The 24,222-nt window shown below is 67.7% G+C and carries 22 protein-coding genes; 10 read left to right on the top strand and 12 right to left on the bottom strand.

Annotation, left to right across the window (positions count from 1 at the left end; all coding sequences use genetic code 11):
• Window positions 1-50: 50 nt before the first annotated feature.
• The 3 genes from JZ792_RS23640 to JZ792_RS23630 form a co-directional block, all read right to left on the bottom strand.
• Window positions 51-518, bottom strand: coding sequence for a flavin reductase family protein (locus JZ792_RS23640; RefSeq protein WP_216913452.1), 468 nt, complete (start codon window positions 516-518; stop codon window positions 51-53).
• A 182-nt stretch (window positions 519-700) separates the two neighbouring features.
• Window positions 701-1,177 carry a YbaK/EbsC family protein gene (locus JZ792_RS23635; RefSeq protein WP_109525060.1) on the bottom strand — a complete coding sequence of 159 codons (477 nt, stop codon included), beginning with the start codon at window positions 1,175-1,177 and terminating at the stop codon, window positions 701-703.
• Window positions 1,178-1,238: 61 nt separating this feature from the next.
• Window positions 1,239-1,559 carry a 2-oxo-4-hydroxy-4-carboxy-5-ureidoimidazoline decarboxylase gene (locus JZ792_RS23630; protein ID WP_216913430.1) on the bottom strand — a complete coding sequence of 107 codons (321 nt, stop codon included), beginning with the start codon at window positions 1,557-1,559 and terminating at the stop codon, window positions 1,239-1,241.
• 216 nt (window positions 1,560-1,775) lie between these two features.
• On the opposite strand from JZ792_RS23630, the gene JZ792_RS23625 reads away from it, so the two are divergent.
• The 4 genes from JZ792_RS23625 (at window position 1,776) to JZ792_RS23610 (ending at window position 5,510) form a co-directional block, all read left to right on the top strand.
• The gene (locus tag JZ792_RS23625) at window positions 1,776-2,597 is read left to right on the top strand and encodes a crotonase/enoyl-CoA hydratase family protein (RefSeq protein WP_216913428.1); all 822 of its coding nucleotides are present in this window, start codon (window positions 1,776-1,778) and stop codon (window positions 2,595-2,597) included.
• An 86-nt stretch (window positions 2,598-2,683) separates the two neighbouring features.
• Window positions 2,684-3,187 carry a MarR family winged helix-turn-helix transcriptional regulator gene (locus JZ792_RS23620; RefSeq protein ID WP_308165417.1) on the top strand — a complete coding sequence of 168 codons (504 nt, stop codon included), beginning with the start codon at window positions 2,684-2,686 and terminating at the stop codon, window positions 3,185-3,187.
• Complete coding sequence (locus JZ792_RS23615; RefSeq protein ID WP_216913426.1) at window positions 3,184-5,040, top strand: MDR family MFS transporter; 1,857 nt, start codon at window positions 3,184-3,186, stop codon at window positions 5,038-5,040. Before JZ792_RS23620 ends, JZ792_RS23615 begins: the two co-directional genes overlap by 4 nt.
• 230 nt (window positions 5,041-5,270) lie before the next feature.
• Complete coding sequence (locus tag JZ792_RS23610; protein WP_216913424.1) at window positions 5,271-5,510, top strand: hypothetical protein; 240 nt, start codon at window positions 5,271-5,273, stop codon at window positions 5,508-5,510.
• A 108-nt stretch (window positions 5,511-5,618) separates the two neighbouring features.
• Here the strand turns inward: JZ792_RS23610 and JZ792_RS23605 are convergent, their stop codons facing one another.
• Window positions 5,619-6,110 carry an inorganic diphosphatase gene (locus JZ792_RS23605; RefSeq protein WP_109525065.1) on the bottom strand — a complete coding sequence of 164 codons (492 nt, stop codon included), beginning with the start codon at window positions 6,108-6,110 and terminating at the stop codon, window positions 5,619-5,621.
• 196 nt (window positions 6,111-6,306) lie between these two features.
• Here JZ792_RS23605 and dacB point away from each other — a divergent pair, with 196 nt between their 5' ends.
• The 4 genes from dacB to hpt all read left to right on the top strand — a co-directional run bounded on the left by dacB (window position 6,307) and on the right by hpt (window position 10,818).
• Complete coding sequence (gene dacB / locus JZ792_RS23600; RefSeq protein WP_216913446.1) at window positions 6,307-7,743, top strand: D-alanyl-D-alanine carboxypeptidase/D-alanyl-D-alanine endopeptidase; 1,437 nt, start codon at window positions 6,307-6,309, stop codon at window positions 7,741-7,743.
• Between the two features lie 13 nt (window positions 7,744-7,756).
• Entirely contained in the window at window positions 7,757-8,866 is a 1,110-nt protein-coding gene (locus JZ792_RS23595) for a zinc-dependent metalloprotease (RefSeq protein ID WP_216913421.1), read from the top strand.
• Between the two features lie 211 nt (window positions 8,867-9,077).
• Complete coding sequence (gene tilS / locus JZ792_RS23590) at window positions 9,078-10,178, top strand: tRNA lysidine(34) synthetase TilS (RefSeq protein WP_216913419.1); 1,101 nt, start codon at window positions 9,078-9,080, stop codon at window positions 10,176-10,178.
• Between the two features lie 79 nt (window positions 10,179-10,257).
• Window positions 10,258-10,818, top strand: a complete 561-nt coding sequence (hpt, locus tag JZ792_RS23585; protein WP_216913417.1) for a hypoxanthine phosphoribosyltransferase — start codon at window positions 10,258-10,260, stop codon at window positions 10,816-10,818.
• Window positions 10,819-10,837: 19 nt separating this feature from the next.
• Here the strand turns inward: hpt and JZ792_RS23580 are convergent, their stop codons facing one another.
• The 3 genes from JZ792_RS23580 to JZ792_RS23570 are packed head-to-tail and all read right to left on the bottom strand — an operon-like array spanning window position 10,838 to window position 16,385.
• Window positions 10,838-11,545, bottom strand: a complete 708-nt coding sequence (locus JZ792_RS23580; protein ID WP_216913415.1) for a cyclase family protein — start codon at window positions 11,543-11,545, stop codon at window positions 10,838-10,840.
• On the bottom strand, window positions 11,542-13,692 hold the full coding sequence (locus JZ792_RS23575) for a protein kinase domain-containing protein (protein WP_308165416.1): 2,151 nt from the start codon (window positions 13,690-13,692) through the stop codon (window positions 11,542-11,544). The genes JZ792_RS23580 and JZ792_RS23575 overlap by 4 nt, the downstream gene beginning before the upstream one ends.
• Window positions 13,689-16,385 carry a serine/threonine-protein kinase gene (locus tag JZ792_RS23570; RefSeq protein WP_438804366.1) on the bottom strand — a complete coding sequence of 899 codons (2,697 nt, stop codon included), beginning with the start codon at window positions 16,383-16,385 and terminating at the stop codon, window positions 13,689-13,691. The genes JZ792_RS23575 and JZ792_RS23570 overlap by 4 nt, the downstream gene beginning before the upstream one ends.
• Before the next feature lie 252 nt (window positions 16,386-16,637).
• On the opposite strand from JZ792_RS23570, the gene JZ792_RS23565 reads away from it, so the two are divergent.
• The gene (locus JZ792_RS23565; RefSeq protein WP_254190222.1) at window positions 16,638-18,236 is read left to right on the top strand and encodes an amidase; all 1,599 of its coding nucleotides are present in this window, start codon (window positions 16,638-16,640) and stop codon (window positions 18,234-18,236) included.
• Window positions 18,237-18,267: 31 nt separating this feature from the next.
• On the opposite strand, the gene JZ792_RS23560 is transcribed toward JZ792_RS23565, so the two are convergent.
• From JZ792_RS23560 to JZ792_RS23540, 5 genes are all read right to left on the bottom strand, one after another.
• Window positions 18,268-18,675 carry a type II toxin-antitoxin system VapC family toxin gene (locus JZ792_RS23560; RefSeq protein WP_308165415.1) on the bottom strand — a complete coding sequence of 136 codons (408 nt, stop codon included), beginning with the start codon at window positions 18,673-18,675 and terminating at the stop codon, window positions 18,268-18,270.
• Window positions 18,672-18,929, bottom strand: coding sequence for a hypothetical protein (locus JZ792_RS23555; RefSeq protein ID WP_216913411.1), 258 nt, complete (start codon window positions 18,927-18,929; stop codon window positions 18,672-18,674). Before JZ792_RS23555 ends, JZ792_RS23560 begins: the two co-directional genes overlap by 4 nt.
• Before the next feature lie 45 nt (window positions 18,930-18,974).
• On the bottom strand, window positions 18,975-19,853 hold the full coding sequence (locus tag JZ792_RS23550) for a LysR family transcriptional regulator (protein ID WP_216913409.1): 879 nt from the start codon (window positions 19,851-19,853) through the stop codon (window positions 18,975-18,977).
• Window positions 19,854-20,306: 453 nt separating this feature from the next.
• The gene (locus JZ792_RS23545; protein ID WP_216913407.1) at window positions 20,307-21,146 is read right to left on the bottom strand and encodes an SDR family oxidoreductase; all 840 of its coding nucleotides are present in this window, start codon (window positions 21,144-21,146) and stop codon (window positions 20,307-20,309) included.
• A complete protein-coding gene (locus JZ792_RS23540) occupies window positions 21,143-22,735 on the bottom strand; it encodes an aldehyde dehydrogenase family protein (RefSeq protein WP_216913405.1) in 1,593 nt (530 codons plus the stop codon). Before JZ792_RS23540 ends, JZ792_RS23545 begins: the two co-directional genes overlap by 4 nt.
• A gap of 185 nt (window positions 22,736-22,920) precedes the next feature.
• Here JZ792_RS23540 and JZ792_RS23535 point away from each other — a divergent pair, with 185 nt between their 5' ends.
• Complete coding sequence (locus JZ792_RS23535) at window positions 22,921-24,210, top strand: PucR family transcriptional regulator (protein WP_216913402.1); 1,290 nt, start codon at window positions 22,921-22,923, stop codon at window positions 24,208-24,210.
• Window positions 24,211-24,222 lie beyond the last annotated feature (12 nt).

Raw genomic sequence — 24,222 nt, 5'->3', positions numbered from 1 at the left:
CACCCTGCGCCCTCGGCTGAACCCGCGCGCGGCGTGATCGGCCGCGAGACCTATCGGTCCAGCGAGGTGGGGCGGTGGTAGCGGCCCTGGTAGTACAGCAGCGGGGCCGCGGCGGGCGTCTCGTCGGTGTTGTCGTGCACGCGGGTGACCAGACCGACGACGAAAGTGTGGTCACCGATGGGGATTCGGTGGTGGACGGTGGCGCGGACCCAGATGGGGGTGCCGTGCAGGACCGGCTCGCCGGTGTCGAGGGGCGTCCACAGGGAGCGGTCGGAGAAACGCTCGTCGGCGGTGCGGGAGAAACGCTGGGCGATGTGGTGCTGGTGTTCGCCGAGGAAATGGATGACCACCGAATCCGCGCCGAGCATGGCGTCCAGGCTGGACGAGGTGTGGGCGATATTGAAGGAGACGAGCGGGGGCTCCAGCGAGAGCGAGGCGAACGAGGTCGCGGTGAAACCGATCGGGCCGCGCTCCGAATTCAGGGTGACCACCGTGACGCCCGCCGGGTAGTGGCGCATCGAGGCCCGATACTGCTCGGCGGTGATGCCGCTCAGATCGTCGGGTATATGGATTCCGGCGCCCGGCGGTGGTACTTCGGTCACATGTCGAAGTTACGCCCGCGCGATCGATCGCGGACGTCCGCGCGGGCTTCCGCGACTGTTCGATATGTCACGGGAGGGCCCGACGAGCACGCGCGGGATCAGTCGACGTCGATCGGCAGGCCCGCGGTGATCCGCACCAGCTCACGGAACGATGTGCGGAACAACGTGTTCGGATGACCGCCCGCGGCCCACACTTCCCGGTGACCGGACAGCGCGTTGTCGACCCAGGTGGGCAGGTTGGTGGGATGACCGACCGGGGCGACGCCGCCGATCGGCTGTCCGGTGACTTCGCGCACCATCTCGGCGGGCGCCCTGGTCAGCGTGCCCTCCAGACGCTGTCCGGTGTGCTGGAGGTCGACCTGGTGCGCACCGGATACCAGGAGCAACACCGGATCGTCGTCCAGCAGGAAGACCAGGGATTTCGTGATCGCGCCCACATCGACACCGAGCGAGCGCGCCGCCTCGGCGGCCGTGGCCGCCGGTTCGGGTCTGCTGACGATGACGCCGTGATGTCCGCGCGCGATCAGCGTGTCCGAGACCCGGCATGCGACCGGGGGTAACGACGACCTGCGCATGGCACCAGGGTAAAGCGATTGCGGAGGGTACGCCGGGCGAAGTGGCCAGGTCGGTGTCGGTTCAGTACTCGGGATAGCCTTCCTCCGGCCCCAGCATGCGTTCGATCCGGTCCCTGGTGACCTTCGTCAGTTCGGTGACCGTGTGTGCGCCGAGGTGTTCGTGGCCGACCGCGGCGAGCGCGCGATCCAGATCGGCCTGCGAAAGCTGGAGTAGCTCGAGATCGGCCGCGTTCAGTAGTGCGTCGTGATCGGCGAAGGGGCGCGTTTCCACGATCCGGGTCGCCCAGGTGACATTGCCGCAGCAGGTGTACATGGCGTGCACGGCGCGTGTGCGCGGCAGGGAATTGAAGCGGTCCAAGCCGATTCCTCGGTGCATCAGCATTGTGATCTCCGAACCGAATTGAGAGGTTTGCCGACTCGTTCATGATGCGGGGCGAAGCTACGGGGGAACCACCGGTGCACATCGATTTAGCACAGCATTTACCGGGCGTGACCGCTCCCGCCTGGGAAACCGGAACGCGGTGGTCGGCGGGGCTGTCGATGACGATATCCGGGGATCAGCGGACGCGGGCGCCCGCGTTCTCGATACGCTGTACAAATGACTGATTGGCAGGCGTTCAGCGTCGAAACCAAGGACCACGTCGCGCAGGTGACCCTGATCGGTCCCGGCAAGGGCAATGCGATGGGCCCCGACTTCTGGCGCGAGCTGCCCTTGGTCTTCGGCGAACTCGACGCCGATCCCGAGGTGCGCGCCATCGTGCTGACCGGTTCGGGCAGGCATTTCTCCTACGGACTGGATCTGCCCGCGATGGCGGGGACCTTCGGCGCGTTGCTCGCCGATCGCGCCTTCGCCGCGCCGCGCACGGAATTCCTGGTCGAACTGCGCAAGATGCAGGGCGCCGTCACGGCGGTGGCCGATTGCCGCAAGCCGGTGATCGCCGCGGTGTCCGGCTGGTGCATCGGTGGCGGGCTCGATCTGATCGCGGCGGCCGATATCCGGTTGGCGAGCGCGGAGGCAAAGTTCAGTCTGCGTGAGGCGAAGGTGGCGATCGTCGCCGATATCGGGTCGCTGCACCGGCTGCCCGGCATCATCGGTGAGGGGCATCTGCGCGAACTGACCTACACCGGCAGGGATATCGACGCCGCGCGCGCCGAGAAGATCGGCCTGGTCAACGACGTGTACGCAGATCAGGACGCCGTGCTCGACGCCGCGCACGCGCTGGCCCGCGATATCGCGGCCAATCCGCCGCTGGTGGTGCAGGGCGCGAAGGATGTCCTGGAACAGCGCACCAAGGATGCGGTGGCGGCCGGGTTGCGCTATGTCTCGGCGTGGAATTCGGCCTTCCTGCCCTCGGAGGATCTGACCGAGGCGATTCAGGCGGTCTTCGAGAAGCGCGATCCGCAGTTCAAGGGTCGTTAAACCAACCTGAGGTTTGCTTTTTCCGTTCGCACGCCTACATACTTGCGTCAAGCAACTAATTGTTTGACGCAAGTAAAGGTGGCCGCGTGGATGTGGACGACGAGGCGATCGACACGATCGCGGTTCAGCTCACCCGGTTACAGCGCGTAAGGGAACGCACCGCGGCCCAGATCCGCACCAAGGACGGAGTCGATCCGGCCGCGTTCGCCGTGCTGTTCCGATTGCTCCAGGACGGACCGATGCGCTCCGGCGCGCTGGCCGACGCGGTGTACAGCGACGCCTCGACGGTGAGCCGCCAGGTGGCCCATCTCGTCGAACGGGAACTGGTGCGGCGCATGGCCGATCCGACCGACGGCCGCGCCTCGGTGCTCGTGGTGACCGAACACGGTCGCTCGGTCTGCGAGCGGATCCGCCGCCGTCGCCACGAGAACCTCACCCGGGTGACGGAGTCCTGGACTCCCGCCGACCGGGCCACCTTCGCCGAACTGCTGCGTCAGTTCGTCGATGATTTCGATCGCGCGCGGCCCGGAATGGTTGCCGCTCTCCGCGAATCCCACGCCACCATCACAGGGACGGAGAACAGTTCGTGACCGCACCGGCAGTGACGGAATCCCCCGCGGGTTTCACGCACAAGCAGATCCTGACCATCCTCAGCGGCCTCATGCTCGGCATGCTGCTCGCCGCGCTGGATCAGACCATCGTCTCGACCGCGATCCGCACCATCGCCGACGATCTGCACGGGTATTCGATGCAGGCGTGGGCGACCACGGCCTACCTGATCACCGCCACGTTGGCGACACCGCTCTACGGCAAACTCTCCGACATGTACGGCCGCAAGCCGTTCTTCATGATCGGTATCGCGATCTTCGTCTTCGGTTCGCTGCTGTGCACGCTGGCGCAGACGATGTACCAGCTGGCCATCTTCCGCGCCGTGCAGGGTCTCGGCGCGGGCGGCTTGATGTCGCTGGCGCTCGCCATCCTCGGCGATATCGTCAGCCCGCGTGAACGCGCCAGGTACCAGGGCTATTTCCTGGCGGTCTTCGGTACGTCGAGCGTCATCGGTCCGGTGGCGGGCGGCGTGCTCGCGGGCACGGGTTCGATACTCGGGGTGAGCGGTTGGCGCTGGGTCTTCCTGGTGAACGTTCCGCTCGGGCTGATCGCGCTGTTCGTGGTCTCGCGGGTTCTGAAACTGCCGAGGAAGCCGCACAGCACCGATCGCGTCGACTGGTGGGGCGTGCTCGTACTCGCCATCGGATTGGTGCCGCTGCTCATCGTGGCCGAGCAGGGACACCAATGGGGTTGGGGCAGTCCGGGTGCGGTGATCTGTTACGTGGTCGGCGTGCTCGGCATCATCGGCTTCGTCATGGTGGAGCGGGGCCTGAAGGACGCGGCGTTGATCCCGCTGCGGATCTTCTCCAACAGCACCTTCTCGCTCGGCGTGATCATCTCGTTCGTCACCGGCGCGGCCATGTTCGGCGGAATCGCGCTGCTCCCGCAGTACCTCCAGGTGGTGCGTGGCGCGAGTCCGACCATGGCGGGCTTGCAGATGCTGCCGATGGTGCTGGGCATGATGACCGGTTCGATCATCTCCGGACAGCTCATCTCGCGCACCGGCCGCTACAAGCGTTTCCCGCTGATCGGCGTCACCACGCTGACCATCGGCATGTTGCTGCTGCACTTCCTCGACGCCGACAGCCCGCTGTGGGTGGTGATGGCCTTCATGGCCATCAGCGGTTTCGGCCTCGGCAATCTGATGCAGCCGCTGACCCTGGCGTTGCAGAACGCGTTGCCCGCCAAGGATATGGGTGTCTCCACCGCCGCGGCCACCTTCTTCCGGCAGATCGGCGGCACCTTCGGCGTCGCGATCTTCCTGTCGGTGCTGTTCGCCAGGATGACCCCGAACATCTCCGGCGAACTCCAGTCGGCCTCGGCCGATCCGCAGTTCCGCGCGGCCGTCGTCGCGGGCGCGCAGAGCACCAACCCGGCCGACGTCGCGTTGGCCAAGGGATTGCTCGCCCAGGACACCTCCGCGGCGGGTGAGGTGCTCAAGGACAGTTCGATCATCCAGCAGCTGAGTCCGGAACTGGCGAGGCCGTTCCAGGTCGGTTTCGCGAATTCGATGTCGACGGTATTCCTCGTCGCGGTCGCCGCGTCCCTGATCGGCCTGATTCTCGTGCTGTTCTGGAAGGAACTCCCGCTGCGCATGCTGGGTGGCATCCAGGCCGCCGACGGTGAGGCCGCCGCGAAATCCCTCGTCGACGCCGAGATGGAACTCGTGGAGCGGACGGGTCTGCCGCTCGCGGGTGGTGAATCGGTGCAGCCGCTGGTAGACGAGCCGCCGGGGGAGTCGGACGGTCTCGCCGTCGAGCGCAACGGCACGACGTCGGGCGTGACCAACGGCGTTTCGAGGAAAGTCGACGAGGTGGATCGGGAGAACGCCTGAGTTCGTCGAACAGCGATCCGAGTGGGTCGTTCCGTGTCACAGGTAGCCGGTGCGCGGGACGGCCCACTCCGTCGTTTCACGGGCGCTCGGGTGGGGATCGGACCTCACCAAGGGTGGGGAAGGTGAGTCGCCCGAGGGAGGGCTCGATGAACCCCTAGGGGTGGCTGTTGCGACGGCTTCGCGGACCTAACGTGAATCCCGTCGGAAAAACCTCAACAGGGAGCAACCACATGCGCATCAAATCCTTCATCGCCGCCGGCCTGCTGGCTGTCGCTACCGTCGCCGGGGTGTCGACGGCAGCGTCCGCCTCCGCCGCGCCGCAGTACGCCGCCGTAGACACCGGGTACTACTACGGCACCTACGCCACCCTGGCCGCGTGCAGCGCCGACGGCGCCTCGCCGAGCACCGGCGGCTACTACTGGGAGTGTGTCGAGACCTGGAGTGGGTACGACCTCTACATCTACTACTGATAGCCAGAGGAGGGACGTCCGGAATACCGGGTGGCTCTTTTCGACCGAGTACAACGAAAGCGGGAAGCCCGACCGGGCTTCCCGCTTCGTTGTCGTCACCGCCCGTTACTAGTGGGCGCCGTTCTCCTGCAACCGCTTGAAGGACGCCTCGATCTCGACCTCGGCCTCCGCGCGCCCGACCCACTCCGAGCCCTTCACGAATTTGCCGGGCTCCAGATCCTTGTAGCGCTCGAAGAAATGCTTGATCTCGGCCAATTCGAACTCGGGCACGTCGGCCAGATCCTGGATATGGTTCCAGCGGGGGTCGCCCGCGGGCACGCACAGCACCTTGGCGTCGCCGCCCGCCTCGTCCTCCATCTTGTACATGGCGACGGGCCTGGCCTCGACGATCACGCCGGGGAACACCGATGTGGGCAGCAGGACCAGCGCGTCCAGCGGGTCACCGTCCTCACCCAGGGTGTTCTCGATGAAGCCGTAGTCGGCCGGGTAGACCATCGACGTGTAGAGGAAGCGATCGAGACGAACCCGGCCGGTTTCGTGATCGACTTCGTACTTGTTGCGGGAACCCTTGGGGATCTCGATGGTGACGTCGAACTCCACGCCATCTCCTTCTATGGTGCATTCGTTGGCTCGGCGGGCACGAATGCCGACTCGCCATGCTGTTCAGGGGAACGGTAGCGGTACGAGGATAGTGTGACCGGTGGGGCCGATACTTTGAAGGGCACGGGTGCGCCACGGCGGCGCGCGGCGGCGGAGTCAGGGAGACGGCGGGCCAGTGGGTGGTAGTCAACGCAATATCGGTGGTTTGGCCGCCAGACGGCGGCGCAGGATCTGGATCGGACTCGGTCTCACCCTGATCGTCGTACTCGGGCTCGCCACCGCCGGGCTGATCGTCGTGAAGCCGTGGACCCCCGAATTCCGCCACGGCGGGCTGACCGTCGCCGCACCGCCCGCCCCGGTCACCGCGTCCCCGCAGGTCGTCCCAGCTCTCGCGACGGCTCCCGCGCCGAGTCAGGCCGCGCTGGCCGCCGCGCTGGCCCCGGTGATCGGCAATCCCGATCTCGGCGCGTTCACCGGAATCGTCACCGACGCCGACACCGGCGCGACCGTGTGGAGTTCGGATCCTGGCAGGCCGATGATTCCGTCGTCGACCGCCAAGATCCTGACCACGGCCGCCGCCCTGCTGGTGCTGCCGCCCGATCAGCGGGTGGTCACCAAGGTCGTCGCCGGATCCGCACCGAACGAACTCGTGCTGGTCGGCGGCGGCGATCCGACGATCACCGCCCAGCCGGACGGCAAGGGCTACTACCCGAACAGCGCGCGGCTGTCGGATCTGGTCGACCGGATCCGGGCCTCCGGACGCCCGGTCGACACGATCGTCGTCGACACCTCGGCGTTCACCGGGCCGACCATGGCGCAGGGCTGGGATCCGGTCGACATCCCCGACGGGTCCATCGCGCCCATCGAGTCGGTGATGATCGACGGCGGCCGCGTCGATCCGCTGGTCGAGTATTCGCCGCGCACCGCCGACCCCGCCCTGGACGCGGGGCGCAGGCTCGCCACCGAACTCGGACTCGATCCCGGACGGGTCCGGCTCGGATCGGCCGCACCGGGAGCCGCCGAAGTGGCGAGTGTGCGTTCGGCGCCGCTGCGCGACCGACTGCGGGACATGATGGTCCACTCCGACAACGTCCTGGCCGAGACCATCGGCAGGGAGATCGCGGTCGCCACCGGCAATGCCCCTTCGTTCGCGGGGGCGGTCGCCGCCATCGGCGCGACACTGGACAAGGCCGGTTTCGATCGCGCGGGCGCGGTCATGCACGACAGCAGCGGGTTGTCGGTCGACGATCGGCTGCCCGCGCACCTGCTCGACACGGTGCTCGCCACCGCGGCCAGGGCCGAAGGCGAGAACGTCACCGCGCCGGGCACGGTCGCGAAGCCCGAGACCGACACCCTGGCGGCGACACTGGCCCCGGTATTGGACGACCTGCCCGTCGCGGGCGCCACCGGTTCGCTGACCAGCCGCTATGTCGACCGAAACCGGGAAGGCGCCGGATGGGTCCGGGCCAAGACCGGAACTCTGTCCGTGGCCAGCGCGTTGGTCGGATATGTGCTCGATCGTGACGGTCGGGTGCTGACCTTCGCGCTGATGTCCAACGATCGGCCCCCCGAGGTGAGCAGGCCAGCCTTGGACGCCATCGCCGGGACGCTGCGCAACTGCGGATGCTCGTGACGGGTGGTTGACCATGTTCGAAGGCGCTGATAAATCAGTCGAGCCGAATTCCGCGGGTCCGGGCGAGGATCAGCGGCAGCGGCGCGGTTCCGGATTGACCGGCGCCGTCGACTGGCGGCTGGCCGCGCGCACCGGTGCGGCGGTGGTGCCGCCGGGGCCGCGCACCACGCGGCGCTCCGCCGAACAGGTCGTCCAGGAACTCGCCGAGGCGTCCATCCGGGCGGAGAGTCCGGTGCGCGAGGTCAGCGGGCTGCTCGACGATCGCCCGATCCCGTCGGCCCGGATCGTCGATCGACGCGGATGGATCGACGCCGCCGCCGATTCGATGGCGACGCTGACCGGCACCGGCGTCACCGGCGGCGGACTGCTGACCGGGAAACCCGCCGGTGTGCAGGCGGGCGCCATGCTGGCTTTCCTTTCCACCGCGATTCTCGGGCAATACGATCCGTTCACCGGCGAGGACGGCACGCTACTGCTCGTCGCCCCGAATATCGTGGCGGTGGAACGCGCGCTCGGCGTCTCGCCGAGTGATTTCCGATTCTGGGTGTGCCTGCACGAGGTGACCCACCGGGTCCAGTTCTCCTCCGCGCCCTGGCTGGCCGATTACATGCGCGCCAATGTCGACATTCTCGGCGCGGTGGGCGAGGAACCGATGACCGAAGTGCTGTCGCGGCTGCTCGACGAGTTGCGCGAGCGCCGCCGAGGCACCGTCCCCGACGATCCCGCCGCGCGCGGCATCGTCGGCCTGCTGCGCGCCACCCAGGCCCCCGCGCAGCGCGAGGCGCTCGACCGGCTGCTCGTGCTCGGCACCCTGCTCGAGGGCCACGCGGATCACGTGATGGATGCCGTCGGCCCCGCCGTGGTCCCGACGGTGAGCCAGATCCGCGCCGCCTTCGACAAACGCCGCACCCGCCCCACCAATCCGCTGCAACGCCTGTTGCGCGCCCTGCTCGGCGTCGACGCGAAGGTCGCCCAATACGTGCGCGGCAAGGCGTTCGTCGATCACGTGGTCGACCGCGTGGGAATGCAGCAGTTCAACACGATCTGGACCGACGGTGACACCTTGCCGCGGCCGGAGGAGATCGAGGACGGGGACCGCTGGATCGCTCGCGTTCTCGGGTAGTCGGCGGGCGGGGTAGTCCCATCGGGGTGCACCCCGCGATCGTCGGATCGCCCGGGTGGGGCCTCGTTGTATCGGGCGGGACCGCGTGATAGGCACCGGCGCGGACCACCGTCTGTTCGGAGCCGGGCCGGACGTGGTGGAGGTCGATTCCGCGCGGGCATCGCCCGCACATCCGTGGTCGGTGGTGTGGCACGGTCGGTACTCTCCCGGTATGGGTCCTGCGGTGGGAGTGACGCCGCCCGATTCGGGTGGGTCCGGTGCGAGTCGTCCCTCGCCGCGCAGGTTGCCCGAGACCGCCGCGGTACTCGAGGTACGCAGGGCTGTCAGGGCGTGGTTGCGTACCTACGCCGAGAGTCCAGGCGACAGCGCGACGAGTTCCACGGGTGTCGCGGTCGCCCTCTCGGGTGGGGCCGATTCACTGGCGTTGACCGCCGCCGCGGTGATCGAGGCGGACGAGGTTCACGCGCTGATCATCGACCACCGCCTGCAAGCGGGCTCGGACGAGGTCGCGGCCCGAGCGGCCGCTACGGCGCTGGACCTCGGCTGCCGGACGGCGCGGGTGCTGCCGGTCGACGTCGGCGTCGCTGGCGGATTGGAGGCGGCGGCCAGGCGTGCCAGATACGCGGCCCTCGATCTCGCCCGCGAAGGCCGTCCCGTGCTGCTCGGCCACACCATCGACGACCAGGCCGAAACGGTGCTGCTCGGCTTGGCGCGTGGATCGGGCGGACGGTCGATTCAGGGGATGGCCGCCTACACCGCACCGTGGGGGCGTCCCCTTCTCGGTGTGCGCAGGGCTGCGACCAGGCAATTGTGTGCCGATCTCGGACTGGCCCCGTACGAGGACCCGCATAATTCGGCGCCGGAGTTCACCCGGGTTCGGCTCCGTACCGAAGTGTTGCCACTGCTGGAGGCGGTGCTCGGCGGTGGAGTCGCGGCGGCGTTGGCCCGTACCGCCGACCAGTTGCGCGCGGACGGCACCGTCCTGGACGCGCTAGCGGAGCAGTTGCTGGAGTCGGCGCGAGGTCACGAGCGACCGTTCGACGCCGAGCCGATCGTGGACGCCGGCGGTGATGGGTCGACGCTGTCGGTCGAGACCCTCGCCACTGCCCCCGAGGCGCTGCGCCGCCGGGCCATCCGGTTCTGGCTCCTCGACGGTGGTGCGAAAGCCCTGACCGAGAAACATTTGCGCGCCGTCGACGCACTGGTCACGGCGTGGCGGGGACAGGGCGGGGTCGCGGTCGGCGGCGGGTCGCCCGAGACGAGGTTGGTTGCCGCGCGGGAACGTGGCAGGCTGACACTGCGCGGACTCTGAATTTTTTCGCGCAGTGACTGATGCCGGATCGGGATCGACATCCTCGGTGCCGACCAACCACGGAAGGACACCAACCTACGTGTACGGGGACGACATTGCGTCGGTGCTGATCACCGAGGAACAGATCGCAGTCAAGACGCAGGAACTGGCCGAACTGATCGCCAAACGCTATCCGGTCGGTGCCCCCGAGGGTGACCTGCTGCTGGTGGGCGTGCTCAAGGGCGCGATCTTCTTCATGACCGATCTGGCGAAAGCCCTGTCCATCCCGACCCAGATGGAATTCATGGCCGTCTCCTCCTACGGTTCGTCCACCTCGTCCTCGGGCGTGGTGCGGATCATGAAGGACCTGGACAAGGACATCGCGGGCCGCAACGTCCTGATCGTCGAGGACATCATCGACTCCGGTCTGACCCTGTCCTGGCTCAAGCGCAACCTCTCCACCCGCAACCCGGCCTCCCTCGAGGTGGTCACGCTGCTACGCAAACCCGACGCCCTACGCACCCCCGTCGAGGTGGCCCACGTCGGCTTCGACATCCCCAACGATTTCGTCGTCGGCTACGGCCTCGACTACGCCGAGCGCTACCGCGACCTCCCCTACATCGGCACCCTCGACCCGAAGGTCTACGGCGGCGGAGCCTGAGCGGTTGCACGTTCGCCGTTCAGGGGAGTAGGGCGAAGATGGTGGCGGGGGAGCCGGAGGCGGCTCGGTAGAGGGGGCCGCCGACGAGGATCCAGGCGCCGGTGTGGGGGAGGTCGGCGAGGTTCGCCAGGCATTCGAGGCTGATGCGGTGGTCGCGGTAGAGCAGGTGGGAGACGGCGTAGGTGTCGTCGGTTCCCACGTCGGGGCCGAAGGTGTCGGTGCCGAGTGCGCCGCGGCGGCCGAGTCTGCCGGTGCGTAGCAGCCATTCGACGGTGTCGACGGCGAAACCCGGTTGGTGTCCGGCGGATTCGCCGGTGCCGAGGAAATCGGGGGTGCCCCATTTCGCGTCCCAGCCGGTCCACGCGACGATCGCCGCGCCGTCCGGGATACGGCCGTGGCGTGACTCCCAGTCGCGCAGGTCGGCGACGGTGACGGCGTAGTCGCGGTCGGCGGCGCACTGTGCGCGCAGGTCGATCTTCACCGCGGGCAGCAGCAGATCGTCCACGTCGAGTTCGTCGGCGGCGAGCCCGTCGGGATCGAAGTGGATCGGTGCGCCCCAATGGGTTCCGGTGTGCTCACCCTGGTGGATCGCGCGCAGGTAGTAGCCGTCCTTCGCGATCGTCGCGACCGTGTCGAGGCGGAATTCGGGATCGCCGGGAAACAGCGGTGTCGTCGCCGGATCGTGGATGTGCGACAGGTTCACGAGCCGTCCGAACGGCCGGTTCACACCGCGCCCACCGGTGTCGCGGGAACCTGGACACCCTCGAGGGCCCGCAGATCGTTCTCCATCGCCCGGAACAGCAGATAGATACCCGAGAACGCGATCACACTGCCGATGGCCAGAATTCGCAGCTCGACGATGATCGTCTCGAGATCTGCCTGGGTGAGCAGGGTCGCGCCCGCGACCGCGATCAGCGGTATGGACGCGGCGACGAGCAGCCAGATACCGCACCGGCGGCGCAATTTGCGCAGGCGGACGGCGTCCTCCTCGTCGATTTCCCCCTGGCTCAGGAACATCGGGTAGATACATCGCACGACGTAGAAGTTCACCAGGAAGAACGGATACACCAGCGCGATCGCGCCGCAGATCGCGTGCGAGACGACGAATTGCGTGTAGTCGTACGCGGTGATGGCGTCGGAGGTGCCGCGGATGACGATCGGGAACGAGGTGCCCGACAGCATCCACATCGTGAAGATCACCAGGATCGCTCGGTCGCCGAACAGGATGGTGTCGGTACGGGCGCGGCGCAGGGTTTCGGCGGAAAAGCGCCCGCCCCTGCGTAATCCGTGTGGGACGAAGATGAGGTGGCGGGACATGTACACGAGAACGACCGCGCCGAGACCGAATCCGACGGTGTTGACGATCGCCGCGCCGAAATCGAGTTTGCGAGCTGCCTCGTCGGTCAACTGGGGAACGACGAGAAGTCGCGTGTAGTCGATGTTGTAGATCGACGCGAGCACATTCGGGATCAGGATGGCGAGGGTGATGAGCGGAATCCGCCACCGCCGCAAGCGCAGGCGCAGTCCGTGCTCCGGCGGATCGACCAGGTCGCGGGCGCGGGCGTCGAGGCACAGATCCAACTGTTTGGCCAGCACCTCCCCGCTCGACCAGCGTCGTCGCGGGTCCGGCTCCAGGCAGGTGAGCAGGATGCGCCGCAGCGCGGGCGGACAATCCGCGGGTAGTCGCGACAACGCGTCGGCGGGTACGCCGTCGCGGCGCTGTCGCAGTGCCGCACGGGTATCCGTGGTCTCGGCGAACGGAGTCGCGCCGGTGAGCAGTTCCCACAGCAGGATCCCGAGGGAGTAGATCGCCCCGCGCTGATCCGCCGCGGCGGTGTCCGCCGTGGCGAGATCCTCCGGCGACCGATAGGGCAGCGCGTTCTCGCGCTTCTCGCCGATATCGGAGAAATCGCCGAATTTCGGCTCGCCCTCCGCGGTGAACAGCACGTCGCCCGGTGTGATGACGCCGTATCGCACACCGTGCCGGTCGGCGTAGTCGAGCGCGTCGGCGAGCCGTCTGCCCAGCCACGCCACCGTCTCCGGCCAGCTCAGCGCCGAGATCTCCTCCCGCACACGCGAATCCGATGTGCGGATCTCGCCCCTGGTCTCCATCGCCCGGTCGACCGCGCGGAGAAGGACAGCGCCGCCGACGGATTCGTGATCGCCGCGCAGTTGTTCGAGGACATCCTTCGCCGTGCCACCCGGCAGGTATTGCATGTAGACGAGCCGCCCGAAAACCGCCTCGGCGTCGAATCTCAGCGATTTGTGGTCGAAGACGCGGATGATGTGCGGATGGTCCAACCGCGCCACGGGTTGCGGTTCACCGCCGCCTGTGGTCGACAAACGGACCGCGACGAGTCGTTGCATGGATATCTGCCTGGCCAGGAAGACCCGCCCCGACGCGCCGGTCCCGAGATCGGTGAGCAGGTCGAAATCGTCAATGCGCCTGCCCGGCGTGATCTCGGCGGGCAGGCTGTCCAGGGCCAGCGTGTTGGTATCGATCCGTTCGGCTTCGGCCGCCAGCCGCTCGCGCACCGAGTCGGCCAGTTCCGGATATTCGGCGAGGAAATCCTCCAGCGGCAGCGGGCCCTGGGCGCGCCTGGTCGCGAATTCCTCGCACACCAATTCGACGAGCGCGGGGCTCTGTGCGACCTCGGGGAATTCCGCGCGGTATTCCGATATCCGCTTGGCCGGTCCGGCACCGTCCCAGCGGTGACGCAGGTCGATGCGGACCAGTTCGGTGAGCACGCCGAGGCGGGCGGTGCCGTCGTCGGGGACGTAGTCGGCGAGTCGCGGCACCGAGCGGTCGCCGTGCTGGGAACGCCGCCAGTCGGCGCTGAACCGAGCGACGGAATCTGCCCAGTGCACCGTCACCTGGGCGACTCCGCGGGCGTGCTCGGTGGTGGTGTCCGGATGGTCCGGACGGGCCGCAGAACCCGTCGGAGACGGGACGCGCGGGCGCGCTGCGGTCCGTCCCGTCGCACCTCGCGCTCCCCGCCGCCGGGGGCGACCACCCGTTCCAGCGCGCGCAGGTCCGCCTCGAGGGCGCGGAACAGCAGGTAGGAGCCGACGAAGGCGATGATGCCGCCCGCGCACAGCACCCGCACCGCGACGATCACCTCAGGGATGTCGCCGGGCGGCAGGAATGTCACCCCGACCACGGCGAGCAGCGGCACCGAGGCCGCGATGGCGAGATAGCCGTTGCAGCGGCGGTCGAGACCGCGCAGCCATACCGCGTCCTCGGCGCTGATCTCGCCGTGGCGCAGGAAAATCGGGTAGATGCACCGCACGATGTAGAACGTCGCCAGGAAGAACGGGTACGAGGCCGCGATGGCGCCGCAGACGAAGATCGAGGCGAGGAAGTGCACGACCGATCGCGCGGTGATCTCCCCGGTCGCGACCTGGAGGGCGATCGGGAATATCAGGCCGGACAGCATCCACAGCGCGAACGCGACCGCTACGGCTCGCTCGCCGAGCAGCAGCGAATCGGCTCTGGCACGACGCAGGATCTGCGGGTCGTACCGCCGCCCTCGACGCAACCCGCGCGGCACCGTCAGGACATATCTCGACAGGTAGACCACGAACAGCATGCCCAGCGGGAAGAACACCGAATTGACCACGCCGGTGATGATCAGGAAGGTGCGCTGGGCCTCCTCGGTCATCCTATCGACGATCAGATGCTGATTGTGCTGGATGTTGTACAGCGAGGCGAGGGCGTTCGGCACGCCGATGGCGAGCACGAGGATCGGGACGATCCACCGCCGCAGCCGCAGTCGCCAGCTGCCCGGCGGTGGGTCGACCAGATCGCGGGCCCGCGGATCCAGACACAGTTCGAGCTGTTTGGCCAGGGTCGCGCCGTTGTCCCAGCGCCCGGTCCGGTCCGGTGCGAGACAGGTCAGCAGGACGCGGCGCAACGCGGCCGGGCAGTCGGGGGGAAGCCGTTGCAACGCGGCCTCGTCCACGCCGCCGCTGCGACGTTCCAGCATCGCCTCGAGGGTGGTGTCGTCACCGTGCGCGTTCGCGCCCGCGGTGGAGTCGTCGAACGGTTTCGCGCCGGTCAGCAATTCCCACAGCACCACGCCGAGTGAGTAGATATCGGCGCGGGTGTCCAGATCCGCCGCGCTGCGCTCGCGACCGGGATGACAGGCCTCCAGCTGCTCCGGTGACATGTAGGCCAGCGAGCCGCCGAAATAGGCCACCGGACTCGTGCCTTCGACATTGCGGCTGAAACTGATGTTGAAATCGGCCAGTTTCGGCACGCCCTCCGCGGTGAGCAGCACATTGGCCGGTTTCACGTCGCGGTGCAGCACGCCGTGGTCCGAGGCGTAGTCCAGTGCCTCGGCCAGGCGTCGACCGAGCCAGGCGACCGTCTCCGGCCAGCTCAGCGCGGCGATCTCGGCGCGCAGACTGGAATCGGTCGGGCGGATCTCGCCCTTCTCCTCCATCGCCGCGTCCACGGCGTCGAGCAGCAGTCTGCCGCTGCGTTCCTCCTGCGGGGTCGCCCGCACCCAGCGCAACACACCGAGCAGCGTGCCGCCGGGCAGGAACTGCATGTAGAGCAGGCGCAATCGACGTGAACCGCCCGCGAATTCGTCGCCGGTATCGAGCAGACGCTGGTCGAAGACCCGCACGATGTAGTCGTGATCGAGCTGGGCCAGGGTCTGCGGTTCGGTGCCGTGATCGGCCGAGATCTTCACCGCGACCAACCGTTGCAGCGAACGTTGCCGCGCCAGGAAGACACGGGCGAAGGCGCCGCTGCCGAGCCCGGTGAGCAGATCGAAATCATCGATGCGCTGGCCGATTTCGATGCGATCGAGAACACCGAAGAGTCCGGGCTCGTGGCCCGCCGTCGTGCCGATCGCGGTGGCCGTGCCGGTGGCGTCGGTCGGGTCCGTCGCACCGGCGGCCATGGTTTCGGTGGCGTCCGTCTGCGTGGCGGCAGTCTCGGTGGCGTCCGTCTGGGTGGCGTCCGCGGTTCGATTCACCTCGGTACCACGAGAGACGGGGTCGGTTCGGTTCAGGTCGGATTCCGGCGCGGCCACGGTGGGGACCGACGTGGTGCGGGTGATGTCGTCGTCCGCCTCCGGCGTGCCGACGCGTGTCGAGTCCTCGATGGCGGCCCGGTGGGTGCTCTGGTCGAGGTCGTCGGTATTGAGCAGACCTCGGAGTTCGGCGGCCTGTCCTGGATATTCGCGAAGGCATTCGCGCGGATCGACTCGCTCACCGCTGTGCCGACGGACGACGAATTCCTCGTAGACCAGGCCGGGGGGAATGCTGTCGCGATCGAGTTCGGGAAATTCGGCGCAGTATTCGCTGAGCCTTTTGCGTCGCACGTCGCGTTCGGATTCCGCGGATCCGGTCCTGGTGCCTGAGCGCCGGAGCCAGCGGTGGCGCAGATCGACGCGAATCAGCTCGACCAGGGCTTCTCTGCGCAGGGTCGTGGCATCGGGCAGATATTCGGCGATCTCGGGCAGCTGGGACACGGTGTTCCCGGTCGCCGCGGCGCGCGCGGTGGATTCCCAGGCTGCGGCGAATGCCTCCACGGCACTCGACTCGGTTCGTGTCACGGCCCCACGGCCACCGGTTCCACCCTCGGAACCCATGTCCGGACTGGAAAAACTATCGGACTCGGCACTCATTCTCGGACCTTGCGGCTGGGCGGATGTTCGGGAATTCCGCGCTGATCGGTCGGTGGCCGCTGCGGAAATTTCCGCAACACCCGACGCCATCATCCCCCGAGCAGTATTCGGAATGATACTTTGCGGCGCGAGAGCAGATCACCCGAATTCGACAACGAAGCGACGGGGGCGAATCAGCACATGTCTTACACGGCGCGCACGACGAGCGCGAAAACAGCAGCCGAACACGATCGCGACGAGGCAGGCGAGATCCTCCGCTCCACCGGCACGGCCGGGACCACGGGTACGGACACGACAGCCGATCGCGATCACGGGAGCCTCGACGAGATGCGGCGACCGGGTAACGCGGCGAGCAAGCAGACAGTATCGGACCGCGAATCGAGGTCGCTCACCGGGGTGGCCCCCATCACAGTGGACGCCTCGAAATCGGCTCCACGCGCGGTGCACGCGCTCGACGTCCGCACCGCGACGGCGGTCGCCGCGCACGTGCGCGAGGGCACGCTCACCCCGACCGACGCGGTCGAAGCGGCACTGGCCAGGATCACGGCCGAGAATTCGAAAACCAACGCGCTCACGCTCATTCGCGCGGACGCGGCGTGCGCCGAGGCGGCGGCGGTCGAGCAGCGCGACGATCTGGACGTCCTGCCGCTCGCGGGGGTACCCGTCGCGGTCGAGCACGGCCTTCCGGTCACCGGCGTGACGATGTCGCGCGGTTCCGAGGCCACCGACCGGTCGCCCGCCACCGCCGATCACCCGGTGGTGCGCAGGTTGCGCGCGGCGGGCGCGGTGGTCGTCGGGACGAGCGCGATCTCGGAGATGGGTCTGTGGCCGATGTCGGACGACGCGGATTCGGCGACCCGCAACCCGTGGAATCTGGAGCGCGGAGCGGGCGGGGCCGCCGCGGCGGTGGCCGCGGGCCTGGTTCCGGTGGCGCACGGTATCGACGGCACGGGTTCGGTGCGCATCGCCGCGGCGTGCTGCGGAGTTTTCGGTTTCAAGCCGGGCAGATACACCGTTCCGGCCGATATCGGCGTCGATGGCTGGGGTGGTCTGGCCGAGAACGGTGTTCTCGCAACGACGGTCGACGACGCGGCGCTGATGCTGTCGGTGATGGCGGGCAGGCCCGATCTGGCCGAGCCGGATACACCGGGACGACTACGTATCGGTCTGGCCCTCGCCCCGCCGCACCGTTTCTTCCGGGTCGACAGGCAGTGGGCGCAAGCGGCCCGGTCCGCGGCCGAAACCGCCGAACGAGCCGGGCATATCGTCGACACGGTCACCGTGCCCTACGGGGCCGCTCTACCGGCGGTACTCCTACGGTGGCTCACCGCGGAACTACCCGGCGTCGAACGACTACCGCGACCCGAACGACTACAGCCGAGAACTCGGCGTCATCTCGCACTCGGCAGGTTGGTGGACCGCCTGCGGCTCGTTCGCCCCGCGCAGATCGATCGGATCGAAGCGCGATTACTGGAACTGTTCGACAACTACGACGTCGTGATCACCCCGACGCTCGCGGCCCCGCCGCCCCGCGCACGCATTCGCGGAGCCCGCGGCTGGCTCGCCAACATTCTCACCGCCGCCCGCCTTTCCCCGTTCACCCCCGTGTGGAATCTGGTCGGCTGGCCCGCGGCATCCATCCCGATGGGCACCCATACCCGCACGAACACCCCGGTCGCCGCCCAACTCGCGGGCCCGCCCGGCAGTGAATCCACCCTGCTCGGCCTCGCGGCCCAATTGGAACAACATCGCCCGTGGCGGCGCATCGCCGTTCGATGAGACGCGATGTTCGGTGAATCGCGGCGTCGGTTCAGATCTTCACCACCGCGACCCGACGACCACACAGCGCCGCGATGTCATCGGGGTCGGAGGTGAGCACGGTGGTCGGTCCGGGCGCGGCCAGAGCGGTGGCGCTCACCATCGCGTCGATCGCGTATTTGTGGCCGTGTAGCCCGGCGTCGCCGAGAAGCGATGCGGCGTGACGGGCTATCTCCTCGGTGATCGGCGCGATGACCACACGCGACAGAATCCAGTCGAGGGCGGTGCGATCGATCTTCGGATGAAGTACTTCGACCAGAGTCGCCGCCGCGACGACGACTCGCATGTCCTCGGCTCTGGCCAGTGCGAGCCATCCCGTCACCGTCCGGTCGCGCAGAACCGCTTTGGCCAGGCCTTCGCGGTCCAGGATCAGTGTTCCTCCCGGAACAGCCGCGCTCACGCCGCGCTCGACCCGCCCTGTGCGGCCCGGGTCCGCTGGAGTTGATCTCGCAGGGCCTGGATCTCTTCCTCGGTGACGGGACCGTGCTCGGCCTCGGCGACCGCGATGATCTCGTTGAGGTTGTCCCGCTCGATCTGGCGTGCCACCGCCTTGGCGACGTAGGTGGACAGACCGGACGGCCCACTGCGCGCACGAGCCGCCTCGGCGATATCCCGAGGCATGGTGATCGAGTATTTGCCGATATTCTCGCTCATACCACCGATCCTACCGGCGATGCTACCGGCAAGTGGTGGCCTCGGTCAGTTCGATGAGGTGGCGCTGAAACCGCCGTCGACGGCGCGGCCGGCGAATTCGAGAATGGTCGGGCGGGAGTCGTCGGCGCGCCATGCCACCGCGAGTTCGCACGGTGCGAGTCCGTTGACGGGACGTGCGGTGAGTCCGGGCCAGCGGTACATCGGCACATTGTTCTCGGCCAAGAGGCAGATGCCGAGTCCGAGGCTGACGGCCTCCAGTTTGTCCTCCGGGGTCGCGGCCTCCGCGCCGATCTTGGCCTGACGCCCGTTCCTGGCGTCGTTGCCGAGCCAGAAGTCGCGTACCGCACCGGCTTCGGAGGGCAGCGCGATGAACGGCTCGTCGAGCAGATCGGTGAATTCGATGGTCTCGTTGTCGGCCAGCGCGTGATTCTCCGGCAGCAACACCCAGCGCGGTTCGGTGCGCAGCACCTGCCAGCGGTAGCGGTTCGGATCGGGCAGCGGTAGCCACACCAGCGCGAGATCGGCCTGTCGTCCGCCGAGTCCGCTCGACGCGTCGGTCCACGACGCGGCGTGCAGGGCGAGGCGATGTCCGCTCGCGCTCTCGAGATCGTTGAGCAGACCCCGTCCGAGCGCGGACTGGATGCCGACGCGCAGCACTTCACCCGCCTCCTGGAGGGAGACGTTGGTGACCTCCCAGAGTTCGAGGATCTTGCGCGCGCCTTCGAGCAGTTCTTTACCCGCGACGGTCAGGGCGACGCTGCGCTGGTTGCGGTCGAACAGGACCACGTCGAGCTGACGTTCGAGCTGGCGAATCTGGCGCGACAGAGTGGGTTGAGCGATGTGCAGCCGCTGGGCGGCGTTGGTGAAATGCAGTTCCTCAGCGACAGCGACGAAATACCGCAGGTCGCGCAAGTGCGGGTCCATAGCCCCTTGCTATCAGAATTAGTCGGGAATTTCTAGCCTTATCAAGCCAAAAAGTCGGAATACGGCCTCAGAAACCGTCGATAGGTTTGTTAGGGACAGCATATTGCTTGTCATGGTCATGTGCACGCTCCAGCGAGCGAATCTCGAGCAGACTCGAAAAAGATGGCATGACCTATCAATGTTGGACGTCCGACCAGGGGAAATGGTCCAACCTTCATCGGCCGCGCGCGTGCGATCCGGCCGGTCGGTCGGCATCGGTGAATCGGCAGGAATCATTCGTCGGTTCCAGCCGGAATCTGCGAAATTCAGTCCTGTGACTTTGGTCACGAATTGGTTTGTCGACGGGCTCTGCGGAGGCTCCGGCACACCGGACGCACCTCGCCGACGGACCCCGCGGACGCGAAACGGGGCGCCGGGGAAGTACCCCGGCGCCCCGTTTCGCGGTGCGGAAGATCAGACGCTGCGCGCCCGATCCTCGTAGGCCTTGCGCCGATCGGCGTCGACATCGTCGAGGAAGGCATGACCCGAACCCAGCGCGCGGCCGAGACTGTCGCCGACCGCTTCCGGCAGGAATCCCACGAACCGCGAAATGGCCCCGGCCACCGCGGTCACCCTGACCTTCGACTTGGGCGACGCGATCAGGCCGACGATCGCGTCGGCGATCTCCTCCGGCTCGGCCGGACGCAACAGCTTCGGCGGCGTGACGCCCGAACCGAGTTCGGTATTGGTCAGAGTCGGCAATACCGAGGAGAAGTGCACGCCCGAACCCCGGTACTCCTCGCGCAGGGTGTCGGTGAAACCGAGCACCGCGTGTTTGCTGGCGTTGTAGGTGGCCAGACCCGGGATATGGGTCTCACCCGCCAGCGACGCGATATTGACGATATGACCGCTCTTGCGCGGCAGCATCCGGGCCAGCCCCAGTTTGGTACCGAGGATCACGCCGTAGACGTTGATATCGAGAATGCGACGGGTGACCTGATCGGGTTCGTCGACGAGTCGGCCGGTCGGCATGATTCCCGCGTTGTTGATCAGCACGTCGATCGGGCCGACGGTGCGTTCGACCTCGTCCAGGAAACTCTCGAACGAGGCGGTATCGGTGACGTCGAGTTTCCCGTACAGCTCGAAATCGCGCGCGGTGCCGGATTCCTTGACGGTGGTCTCGTCGATATCGCCGATGGCGATCTTCGCGCCGAGCGCCTGCAACGCGGTCGCGGTGGCGAGGCCGATACCGCGCGCGCCACCGGTGATGACGATGACCTTGCCGCGCACCGCGGCGCGGAACTTGTCGCTCATTTGCTGTCCCCTCGTAGTTTGAGCAGTGCGGGCAGATCGACGCGACGCAGGCCGCGCGCCCCCGCCGCGCGCATGGCGCCGACGGCCATCAGCAGATTCGAGGGCTTGTACGGGAACCAGAACAATTCCTTGCCCTGGGTCGGCAGGATCGGCTTGGTGATGGCCTGCTGACGGCAGTACTTGCGGACACCGTTCGCGCCGCCCCAGCGCGCGCCGACCCCGGACAGGCCCCAACCGCCCATCGGCAGCGCGTAACTGAACAGATTGGCGAACACATCGTTGATGTTCACCGCCCCCGCGTTCAATTGCCGTGCCACCCGCTCACCGCGATCCTTGTCCCCGGTCCAGACCGAGGCCGAGAGGCCGTAGACGGAATCGTTGGCCAGTCGGATGGCTTCCGCCTCGTCGGCGACCTTCATCACCGGCAGCGTCGGGCCGAAGGTCTCCTCGGCGACGCAGGACATGCTGTGATCGACGTCGATGAGCACCGTCGGCTCGAAGAAGGTGCCCTGTCCGGTCCTCTTACCGCCGGTGAGCACGGTCGCGCCCGCGGCGACGGCCTCGTCCACGTGCCGTTGCACGATGCTCACCTGGTTCTCGTTGGCCAGCGCGCCCACGTCGTGGTTCAGGTCGCGTCCGTCGATGCCCTGGCGCAGCGCCTTGACGTTCGCGGTGAGTTTGGCGACGAATTCGTCGTAGACCGGCGCTTCGACGTACACCCGTTCGACCGAGATGCACACCTGACCGGCGTTGAACATGCCGCCGAAGGCGATGCCGTGCGCGGCCCGATCGATATCGGCGTCGGCCAGCACGATCGCCGGATCCTTACCGCCCAGTTCGAGGCTGTAGGGGATCATCCGCTCGACACAGGCCGCGGCGATCTTGCGTCCGGTCGCGGTGGACCCGGTGAACTGGATGTAGTCGGCCTCGGCGACGACGCCCGCGCCAGTCGCCCCGGCGCCGGTGACGACCGCGAAAACCGGCGGCGCGCCGATTTCGGCCCAGCCCCTTGCCAATTCGAGCGCCGACAGCGGCGTCACCTCGGACGGTTTGAGGATGACGGCGGCGCCCGCGGCCAATGCCGGGATGACGTCCATGATCGGCATCGCCAGCGGGAAATTCCACGGCGTGATCACGCCGACGACCTGGTACGGCCGGTAGACCGTCGTCAACTTCTTGACCCTGGCCAGCGGGCTGTGCGGCGACGGGTGGTCGTCGGCGAGGAATTTCGCCGCGCGCCGGGCGTAATACCCGATGAGGTCGCCGCCGAAGGCGGGATCGATCAGGGCGTCCGCGCGGGGTTTGGAGGTCTCCGATTGCAGGACGTCGGCCAGGTGCTCGGTGTTGTCGATCAGCCAGTCCTGGAGTTTCAGCAGCCATTCCTTGCGGCCGTCGGGGCCGATGGCTTCCCATTCCGGCTGGTAGAGGCGCAGTTCGCGGACCTGCGCCGCGACCTCGCGCGCGCTCTGGTCCGGCACGGTGCCGACGATCTCGCCGGTGCCGGGATTGCGCACCTCGATGACGGCGGGCCCGGTGCCCTCCGCTGCCGCCTTCCCGTTGGTGGCCTTGGGCCGCTCGGTATTGGTCACTGCTGTTCTCCCACTGATGTTGTGCTGAACCGCGCGGAACCGATCACTGTGAATCAGCTCACTGTCTATGATCGTGACACAATTCCAGAGGACTTTCTTGGCCCGTGCGGTCAAGTATGTCCCGCGAATTTGTACTCTGGAACCAAATTTCCGCGGTGGACCGCGACGAACGAGGGAGGCGGGCGATGGCCGTGGCACCCGAACGCGTCGGGCCCGACAGCGAAGTGGTCCGCGAGTGGCTGGCCGAGTACGTCTTCGAGACGATGCGCACCGAAACCCTCGACCAGGTGGTCGAGCGCCTCGATACCGCGATCGTCGCGAAGGTGCCCGAACTCGCCGACCGCGATATGCGTCGTGACCTGGCCGCGAGTACCCGCTCGCACGCGCGCACCATGCTGAGCGGTCTCACCACCGACGGCCTCGAATTCGTCATTCCCGAGGAGGCGCACGCGCTCGCGCGCACCATCGCCAGGCGCGGTTTCGAACTGCGGGTGCTGCTGCGGACCTACCACTCCGGCATGGACGCGGTCCTTGAGTACATGAACGACGTCATCGACCAGCACAAGGTGCCGCGCGAACTGGAACGCGCGGTGATGCTGCGCCTGTTCGACAGATCGACGAAATGGATAAGCATGTCGGTGGAACAGCTCACCGACACCTATATGGAAGAGCGCGAACAGGTCTTGCGCGCCGCGCTCAACCGCAGGACCGAGACGGTGCGGGCACTACTGGCGGGCGACGAGATCGACACCGAACTCGCGTCGGTCCGGCTGGGTTACCGGCTCTCGCAACAGCACGTGGCCTTCGTGCTCTGGGCCGACGAACCGGCCGCCGAACTCGGCGGCGACGGCGAGATGGTCGGCCTGCTCGACCGGGTCGCCACCGAACTGGCCGGTGCGCTCGGCAGCAACCGCGTACTCACACTGCCTTCGGGGGCCAGCGGTATGTGGGCGTGGGCCGGACTCGACACGGCGCGGGCGGAGGAACTGTCCGCCCCCGGCGCGCTCGAACTCGCGCTGTCCGGCCTGCCGCTCGCGCCCGCGCGGGTGGCGTTCGGGGTGCCGGCCGGACAGCTGAGCGGTTTCAGGGAAAGTCATCGGGAGGCGGTGGCCGCGCGTCAGGTCGCCGAACGAGGAGCCGCGGCGGCAAGGGTGACCGCCTACCGCGCCGTCGAGGTCGCCTACCTCGCTGGCGCGGACGAGGCCGCCATGCACGGTCTCGTCGCCAGGGAACTGCGCGCGCTCGCGGGCCGTGACGTCAATGCCGCGCGGTTGCGCGAGACGTTGCACGCCTACCTGCTGAGCAGGCGCAGTCCCGAGAGCGCGGCGAGACTGCTCGGCGTGCACAAGAACACCGTGCGCTATCGGATCCAGCGGATCGAGGAACTGCTCGGTCATTCGATCGAACAGCGCGGCCTGGCCTTGGAGATCGCCATGGCCTGCGTCGCCGCCTACGGGGTCGACGCGCTGCCGTGAGCACGCCGTCCC

Origin of the sequence: Nocardia noduli (genome assembly GCF_019038455.1) — a bacterium.
In the GTDB taxonomy this organism is placed as follows: domain Bacteria; phylum Actinomycetota; class Actinomycetes; order Mycobacteriales; family Mycobacteriaceae; genus Nocardia; species Nocardia noduli.
The sequence above is the reverse complement of the archived record's forward strand: the minus strand, read 5'-3'. Positions and strand labels throughout refer to the sequence as shown.